Origin of the sequence: Macromonas nakdongensis, from assembly GCF_002837145.1 — a bacterium.
Taxonomy (GTDB): Bacteria; Pseudomonadota; Gammaproteobacteria; order Burkholderiales; family Burkholderiaceae_C; genus Macromonas_B; species Macromonas_B nakdongensis.
Map to the genome: position 1 here is coordinate 1 of NZ_NWMV01000171.1, position 3,069 is coordinate 3,069.

General features: G+C 72.5%; 3 protein-coding genes. All 3 read right to left on the bottom strand.

From position 1 onward, the window contains the following. The coding region (gene miaA, locus CON77_RS14910; protein WP_101050388.1) for a tRNA (adenosine(37)-N6)-dimethylallyltransferase MiaA at positions 1 to 874 on the bottom strand (874 nt) is incomplete at its 3' end. Further along, entirely contained in the window at positions 871 to 2,121 is a 1,251-nt protein-coding gene (locus CON77_RS14915) for a multidrug effflux MFS transporter (RefSeq protein ID WP_101050390.1), read from the bottom strand. The genes miaA and CON77_RS14915, both read right to left, overlap by 4 nt. 113 nt (positions 2,122 to 2,234) lie before the next feature. Continuing rightward, positions 2,235 to 3,069: DNA mismatch repair MutL family protein (locus CON77_RS14920; RefSeq protein WP_500778843.1), on the bottom strand; the 835-nt coding region annotated here is incomplete at its 5' end.

Genomic DNA, 3,069 nt, shown 5'->3' on the forward strand with positions numbered 1-3,069 from the left:
TGGCGAGTGGTCGGGTGGCAAAAATGCCGGTGTCGCGCAGCTGCCGCAGCTCGGCGGCGTTAGGGGCGGTGCGGCTGTCGGAGCTGGCGTGGTCCAGGGCTTCCCAGGCCTGGCGGTAGCCGACGCAGCGCATGGCCGGCAGCTCGGGGCCCAGGTCGCCGCGCGCGCGCAGGGCTTGCACTTCAGCCACCAGCCCGTCGGTCAGCATGGCGTCGAAGCGCTGGGCGATGCGCGCGTGCAGCCAGCCGCGCTCGGTGGGCTCCAGCGACAGCAGGGCGCCGGTCTGGCCGGCGATCTGCGGCGGCTGGCCGGGCGCGGGGTCGCGCCGGTGGTGGAAGCTGGACAGGGGCTGGCCGGTGGCGCGGTAGATCTCCAGGGCGCGACCGATGCGCTGGCCGTCGTTGGGGGACAGGCGGGCCGCCGTGCTGGGGTCCACCTGGGCCAGTTCGGCGTGCAAGGCCGGCCAGCCCTGGGCCTGGGCTTCGGCTTCCAGCGCGGCGCGCAGCGCGGGTTGCGCCGCGGGCATGTCGTCCAGGCCTTCGAACAGCGCCTTGAAGTACAGCATGGTGCCACCCACCAGCAGGGGCAGGGCCCCGCGCTGCCGGATTTCCGCGACCAGCCGCTGCGCGTCGCGGGCGAAATCGGCGGCGCTGTAGGCCTCGCTCGGGTCGCGGATGTCGAGCAGGTGGTGGGGCACGGCGGCCCGTTCCTGCGGGGTGGGCTTGGCGGTGCCGATGTCCATGCCCCGGTAGACCAGGGCCGAGTCGACGCTGACAATTTCCACCGGCCGCTCTTGCGCCAAGGCCAGGGCCAGGGCGGTTTTGCCGGAGGCGGTGGGGCCGGCGATGGCCAGCCAGGACAGGGGTGCGTTCATGGGGCGGCGGGGCGGACGACGGGCTGGGGCGGCGTGTGCGCCTCGCCATAGCGCTGCGCCAGGGTCCAGGCCACGGCGGCGATGACCACGCTCCAGAACCACAGGCCGTTGGTCAGCGGCAGCACGCCAGCTTCTGGCGTCAGGCTGCCGCCGAGCCAGGTGCCCATCAGGAAGGCCGCGACCATCATGCTGAAACCGCTCAGGGCCGAGGCGGCGCCGGCCGCTTGCGGGAAGGGCGAGACCGCGCCGCTTTGGCCGCAGGGCTGGTGCACCCCATGCGCCATGATGAACAGGTAGTAGGGCAGCATGATGGCCCAGGTGTTCTGCCAGCCCAGCCAGGCCAGCACCCCCAGGGTGCTGCCGCCCGCCAGGGTGAAGCCGGCGGCAATGGCCACGGTGCGGCGCACGCCCAGGCGGGGAATCAGGCGGCGGCAGAGCACGGTGCCGGTGATGTAGCACAGCGACATCGACAGCATCAGCAGGCCGTACTGCGTCTTGCCCAGCCCGAGCACGTTGATGAAGACGAAGGACGAGGTGGCGAGGAAGGTATACAGCCCGCAGTAGGACGCGGCGGCCAGCAGGGTGAAGGTCCAGTAGGTGGGGTGGCGCACGATGCCGTGCCAGATGCGCAGCATCTCGCGCGGTTCCAGGGCGCGCGGGTTGCGCTTGGGCAGGGTTTCGTGGAAACGCCAGGCCACCACGGTGAGGGTGGCGCCGCCAAACACGGCCAGGGCGCTCAGGGTGGTGCGCCAGCCGAACCATTCCGACAGCAGCCCGCCCAGCGGGGCGCTCAGGCAGGCCAGCACCCCCAGGCCGGTGAGGCCCTTGGACATCATCCGCGCCCCTTCGGCCGGGGCGTACAGGTCGCGCACGATGGCGCGGGCGCACATCACGGCGGCGCCCATGGCCCCACCCTGGACGCAGCGCCAGACCACGAGCTGTTCCATGCTCTGGGCGAAGACGCAGCCGATCGAGGCCAGCGTGAACGCCGACACGCCCCAGAGCAGGACCGGGCGGCGGCCGAAGCGGTCGGACAGGGGCCCCCACACCAGCTGCGAGACGCCAAACGCCAGCAGCAGGGCGGACAGGGTGAGCTGCGCCTGGTGCATGGGCGCGGCAAAACCGGCGGTCATGGCCGGCAGAGCGGGCAGGTAGAGGTCGGTGGCAATCGGTTGGATGCCCAGCAGCAGTGCCAGCATCAGCACGGTGGTGCCGCTGGACATGGAGGGACGGCTTTCGGTCGGCATTCGGGCGAGGTTAGCAGATGGTGGCGCAGGGGGCGGTCCGGTGGGTGTCAGTCCCTGGCCCGCTCGGGGTCGTGTCGGACGCGCCGAGGCCGGCGGCAGGGGCGGTGGGGTGGTCAGCGCCCGCGCAGGAACAGCGCGTCCAGGTCCTTCAGGGTGAGCTGACGCCAGGTCGGGCGGCCGTGGTTGCACTGGTCGCTGCGTTCGGTGGCTTCCATCTGGCGCAGCAGGGCGTTCATTTCTTCCAGCGTCAGACGCCGGTTGGCACGCACCGCGCCGTGGCAGGCCATGGTGGCCAGCAGTTCGTTGCGGGCGCGCCAGACCACGTCGGCGCCGCCGTGCTGTTCCAGTTCGGCCAGCACGCCACGTGCCAATTCGACCGCGTTGCCCTGGGCCAGGGTGGCCGGCACGGCGCGCACGGCCAGGGTCTGCGGTGAGAAGGGGGTGATGTCCAGCCCGAGCTGCTGCAGCGCCTCGGGGTGGGCTTCGGCCGCGGCCACCTCAGCGGGTGTGGCGGCGAAGGTGGCGGGGATCAGCAGGGGCTGGCTCTGCAGGGCCTGGCCAGCGCCGCCGTCCAGTTGCTGTTTCAGGCGCTCGTAGACGATGCGCTCGTGCGCGGCGTGCATGTCCACCAGCACCAGGCCCTGGGCGTTTTCCGCGAGGATGTAGATGCCTTGCAGCTGCGCCAGGGCTTTGCCCAGGGGCCAGGTGGGGTCGCTGGCGGCGGCCGCAGGCTCAGCGGGTGCCGCCGTGCCCAAGGGGCCGGGGGGCGACCAGAGCGCAGCGGCTTCGTGCACGGCGGTGGCCACGTCCTGCCGGCGGGGTGGGGCGGGCCAGTGGCCGTCGCGCGTTGGCCAGGCCGTCGGGTTGTGCAGGGGCAGGCCGGTTTGCTGAGTGGTGTGGCCCCAGGGGCGCGGCGGTGTGTCGAACGCGGCCGGGGCGGTGTGGGGC

Excerpts from the sequence above, each read along its gene's own strand:
- CON77_RS14915 (WP_101050390.1), bottom strand. The coding sequence starts at position 2,121 with ATGCCGACCGAAAGCCGTCCCTCCATGTCCAGCGGCACCACCGTGCTG.